Genomic DNA, 4,850 nt, shown 5'->3' on the forward strand with positions numbered 1-4,850 from the left:
CCCGACTTTAGTCGTGATGGCTAACCCTCCAGCTTTAGCTGGTGGTTGTTCAGTTTCCTACAAATAACCGTATTGCTGTGTTATATTTTTCCATGAATCACAATTTTTGCCATTTCAAGAATTTATCGCATAATCATTGTTATGTTAAATAGACTCAAAATCCCCGTAAAAATCGCTCATTTATTGAGCTTTTTGTTTTATTTATTACATAATACATTATTTAATATATTTATTACATAAATCCTAAACACTCTCCACGTGGAACATTTATCGTTTTCATAACCATGCTTTAGGGCAACGTGCCTTTAGCAAAGCATAAACCTGCTCAAGCACCTCCTCTGGTGGCTGATTGGCATTCACAATTGACCAATCTAAGCCCGATGGCACACCCAAATATTTACCTTTGTGTTGTAAATCTTGGTAAGACTCAAACGCCAAACTTAAACGCTCCACACACTCGTCCTGTTTTCCATAATCTCGTTGACGTTGTTTTAATCGCAATAACAATGGCTCTAAAGGCATTTGCAAATAAATGACTTCATCAGGCCAAGGAATTTCGCATTCTTGTGCTTTGGTCTTTTTAATATACTGAGCTTGATTATCTTTTGGCCAACGGGTTACTAAACTGGTCAAAATACTACGATCACCCAATACTAAGGGTTGAGTCCAGTCTGCTTGACGCGCATGTTGATTAGAACGGTAACGATATAAATAACAACGAAAAAAATCATAACGCATCAACACACGGCAATGCTTCGCTAAAAACTCAGCTAAGCAAAATCTTGGCAATGGCCGTGTGGGTGTGACTAAACTAAAACGTACATTTTCTTGTTTTAGCCGCAAACACAAGGCATCCAACAAAGTTGATTTGCCCACGCCTTTTAAACCTTCAATAACAATATACATGAACGCCACCCCACTAAAAATGCAGTGGTGCTATGGTGGCTTAAGCGGTCTTAACAAAGAAAAAACACAAGCTTGCAGAAAATCCGTTTTGACGATTTGGTTTGCATAATAGCCACACCGCGATGATTTTGGTGTGGTTAAATGATGTTAGCACTTACAAACAATATGGTTAGCAATGGTTCTATGTTGTCTGCAGTGATTGCGCATATAAGTCATTACTATAATGCTAATGTTGAGGCAGGTCAAGAATTAGCCGATTGGATGGCCGCGACATTTTGCCCACAAACCATCTATGTTTTGCTTAATGAAGTGTTAAGCAATCCTGCTCTATTAGCTCAAGTAGCTGCCCGTTCTTATCATCATGGCAATGGCTTTTTAAAAGTGGTATTGGCCGCCGAAAATGGTTGGAAATTGCGTTTGCACGTTTGGTTTCCAAACACGCCCTGTGAAGAAAATATCCATGACCATCGTTGGAGTTTTGCCTCTACCGTGTTGTGTGGTCATTTATTAAGTGAAACTTTTGTCGATGACCGTCAAGGCGATATTACAGGTTGTGAGTTTTTATACCATGCCAAACAACAACAAACTTCTAGCCACAAACAATGGCAAGGTGATTTTTGTTTACGCAGTTTAGGACAACAATTTCGTGGTGTGGGCGAATCTTATTTTTTACCGACCTCAGTTTTACATCGTATTTGTGATTATCCCAACAAGTCTTTAGTAGCCACGATGATGTGTTCCGCCCCAACACAGCAAGGTCACACGCGTTTATTAGTCAGTGACGACCGTCAAGGCATTGACCCTAATGTTGAACAAAGTCCTTTGTCTAGTCACGAACTCGCTTGTTTGTTGGGGCAGTTTTTATGTGCTTATGGCTCGACCATGTGGCCTAAAGCCGCCTAATTATTTTTTTGGAGTTTTTATCATGTTGTCTTCTTTTCAAGCCCAAATCAACAACTCGGTTTTTGTTAGCGAACAAGGTTTTATCGCTCTACAAGAACAACTAAACAAAACTCAGGCTCGTTACTTAGAGGTTTGTGAGCAACGCCGTATTGCCCATGAATTAAGTGGTGATGGCTGGCACGACAACCCAGAGTTTAACCGTCAGCAACAAATGGAAGCCTTTTTAAATGGTGAAGTTAAACGCTTAGTGCAAACACTCGAAAGAGCCAGAATTTTTACCGTGCAAGAACACGCTCGCCCACTAGATAAAGTGTGGTTGGGTTCTGTCGTTGAGCTAGAAGTAACCCAGTGTTTAACAGGCAATACCCACCACGAAATATGGGAAATTGTCGGTCATGGTGAATCTAATGCCGAGCTAAAAAAATTGGCTTATGACGTGCCATTGGCGCGTGCCATGTTAACGCTGCAAGTTGATGATTGCTCAGACGAATTTGTGTTACGCGGTGAAGAAGTTTTTATCAGTGTGGTTAAGTTGTATGCCTCACGTCAACAAGCAGGCTTAGGAGAATAATGATGACAACATGGGCTACCAACGAACTTAAAACATTAGCTCAACAGGGCTATTTGGTGTATTTGCATACGCCCTATTTGCAGCAGCAAGCAAATCGTAAAAATCAGGCATGGCAACACAAGCTTATGAATCAACCTGTGAGCTTTTTGACGCAGTATGATTTGTTATTCCGTCGTTTAACGCAGTTATTAATTTTACAAGGTTATGACTTTTCTAATTTTCACCCACACCAAACCTTAAAAAAGCTGTTGTTGCTGTTGGAAGCTAATGTGTATAGCAATGCAGAGTTAAGTCATGTGGTGGAATGTCGGCATAACCTGAAATATGGCTTTATGGATAGTCCAACACCACAAGCCATAAAAATATTGGATGAGTTAAGCACTCGTCTTCAACCGTTTAACGCATAAATTCACGATGAACAGAGGTGCATATCATGGCTAATTTACCCCTTATTACTGTTGTGGCTGATGTAGTTGGTAATTTAATTAATGGTCATTATCGTCATCAACAGCACATGGCCGAACTTGAAAATGAATATCGTTTAGAAAAGGCTCGTATCGAACAAGAAACCATCATTAGTTGCAAAAAGATAGATGCAACCCTTCACTATGCTTTAGCAAATTTGGCTGCACAAATGGAACAATCTCGCCAACAGTTTGACCTATTGGTAAAAAACTTAGATTTGCAATTAGAGGATAATAAAAAACTTGAGCAGCATATTACCGAGTTAATGAAAGTCGCCACAAACCCCGCAGAAATGCCCGATGTTCGCTTAATGGTATTAAAAGAGACGTTGCCTGCCCTACTAAAATCCCAGCAACAAAATGCCAAACAACGTCATGCTTTATTGGCTCAACAACTCCAAGCTAACGCCGCTTTGGCCAACAATAACGCACCTTGGTTATTGAAATAGTCACAAGCTTGCAATAACCGCACATTGGCTAAATTCCTTTTACACTGTCACTCATAGCAATTCATTAACAACTCAGGAGGTGGCTATGGTTATTGCCATTATTTGGTTGCTTTCTTAAGCAGGGAGAAACAAACAAGGATGTTCTTTGGCCTCTGCTTTGTTAACAAGCTGTTTTTGCATATATCGTTTATTGAGGTACTTATTATGTTTGATTTCTTAGATGATTTATTTAGCGTTGTCGTAGATGTGGTTGAAACTGCAGGTTCTATTGTGGTTGACACCGTAGAGTTTGCAGGCAGTGTGGCGGCAGATACCTTGGATATTGCTGTTGATGTTGCCGAAGGCTCATTTAATTTGGTTGGTGATATTACGACAGGCTTGGGCGTTGTGGCTAACGATAGTTTAGATTTGACAGGCGAATTAATTGCAGGCTTGATTGGGGCTATTTTTGCTAGCAACAGCTCGGACGAAGAACGTGAACAAGCTGAACGTCGTTGTGAACGTCAATTAAGTCAGTTACGCGAGCAAAGCAAAAATACCGTTAAACAATATCAACAACAGCAACAAAACGTCTATCACCAAAAAGTGCGTTCAGCTCAACACCAACAATCTGCAAAGGTGCGTCAATTAGCGTTACATCATCTTAATCAAGAGCGCACAACCGTCACCCTATTTATTGACCAACTAAAACCACGTCGTCAGCAACTCAAATTTGACTTAGCCAACTGCCAAAACATCGTACAACGCACACACATGGAAGCGGAATATCAGGCGGTTGACCGTTTATTTAAAAAATTGAAAAAACAACTTAAACGCATTAACGACAATACGCAAAGCATCACTCATACAGCCTAAATACGGAGACTTACCATGAGCCGCGATTTATATTTGGTGTGTTATGACATTAGCGGCGAAGACACCTTGCAGCAAGTTCGCCAATATCTTCAAGGCTGGCGTGTGCAAGGCCAAAAGTCAGCTATGGAGTGTTGGTTTACCACTAGCGAAGTACAAGCTGCCAAAGATTATTTGTACACACTCATAGACCAAAGAACTGACCGCCTGTTGTTTGTGCGTTTAGACCCACGCCAACCTGTGCTGCACATTGGCAAACACCGCGATTTTGAACAAAACATGGGGTCATTTTTTATTCATTAATAGCCCTACAACATCCCCTTAATCATGTTGAGCAAGTGGTAAACGCTCTAAACAACACAACAACGAGGCCACTATGAATACGCTTTTTGTGGACAAACGTGGAATAGAACTTAAAGTCGATAGCAATGCCTTAACCGTGTATCAAGATAAAACACGCATTAATACTGTGCCACTTGCGCCGTTAAAACGCATTTTTATTCAGGGCGATGTGCAGCTTAGTGCCAGTGTGTTGGCTAAGTTGGGCGAATATCAGATTGGTGTGGTAGTGCTGTATGGCCTTAAAGCCGAGCCTACCCTACTCATGCCCATGATTGGCAAAGATGCACAACGCCGTCAGGCACAATACACCGTCCTATAAAACTTATCAAAACCTACCTATTGTACAATAATTAGGCTTTGTGT

8 protein-coding genes are annotated in these 4,850 nt (G+C 40.9%); 7 read left to right on the plus strand and 1 reads right to left on the minus strand.

Annotated features, from left to right (window positions below):
* Positions 1–276: 276 nt before the first annotated feature.
* Entirely contained in the window at positions 277–906 is a 630-nt protein-coding gene (locus Q0212_RS08265) for a deoxynucleoside kinase (protein WP_297924412.1), read from the minus strand.
* Between the two features lie 141 nt (positions 907–1,047).
* Between Q0212_RS08265 and Q0212_RS08270 the strand changes: the two genes are divergently transcribed.
* The 7 genes from Q0212_RS08270 to Q0212_RS08300 all read left to right on the plus strand — a co-directional run bounded on the left by Q0212_RS08270 (position 1,048) and on the right by Q0212_RS08300 (position 4,806).
* The gene (locus Q0212_RS08270; RefSeq protein ID WP_297924414.1) at positions 1,048–1,809 is read left to right on the plus strand and encodes a hypothetical protein; all 762 of its coding nucleotides are present in this window, start codon (positions 1,048–1,050) and stop codon (positions 1,807–1,809) included.
* 22 nt (positions 1,810–1,831) lie between these two features.
* The gene (locus Q0212_RS08275) at positions 1,832–2,380 is read left to right on the plus strand and encodes a GreA/GreB family elongation factor (RefSeq protein WP_297924416.1); all 549 of its coding nucleotides are present in this window, start codon (positions 1,832–1,834) and stop codon (positions 2,378–2,380) included.
* Positions 2,380–2,787 (plus strand): hypothetical protein, encoded by a 408-nt coding sequence (locus Q0212_RS08280; RefSeq protein ID WP_297924418.1) that lies wholly within the window; start codon positions 2,380–2,382, stop codon positions 2,785–2,787. The genes Q0212_RS08275 and Q0212_RS08280 overlap by 1 nt, the downstream gene beginning before the upstream one ends.
* A gap of 26 nt (positions 2,788–2,813) precedes the next feature.
* Positions 2,814–3,293: a hypothetical protein gene (locus Q0212_RS08285; protein ID WP_297924420.1), complete on the plus strand. Its 480-nt coding sequence runs from the start codon at positions 2,814–2,816 to the stop codon at positions 3,291–3,293.
* Positions 3,294–3,497: 204 nt separating this feature from the next.
* Positions 3,498–4,148, plus strand: a complete 651-nt coding sequence (locus Q0212_RS08290; protein WP_297924421.1) for a hypothetical protein — start codon at positions 3,498–3,500, stop codon at positions 4,146–4,148.
* Between the two features lie 15 nt (positions 4,149–4,163).
* Positions 4,164–4,448 (plus strand): CRISPR-associated endonuclease Cas2, encoded by a 285-nt coding sequence (locus Q0212_RS08295; protein WP_297924423.1) that lies wholly within the window; start codon positions 4,164–4,166, stop codon positions 4,446–4,448.
* A gap of 73 nt (positions 4,449–4,521) precedes the next feature.
* Positions 4,522–4,806 (plus strand): CRISPR-associated endonuclease Cas1, encoded by a 285-nt coding sequence (locus tag Q0212_RS08300; protein ID WP_297924425.1) that lies wholly within the window; start codon positions 4,522–4,524, stop codon positions 4,804–4,806.
* The last annotated feature ends 44 nt before the right edge of the window (positions 4,807–4,850 follow it).

It is taken from the genome of uncultured Agitococcus sp. (assembly GCF_937920075.1).
In the GTDB taxonomy this organism is placed as follows: Bacteria; Pseudomonadota; Gammaproteobacteria; order Pseudomonadales; family Moraxellaceae; genus Agitococcus.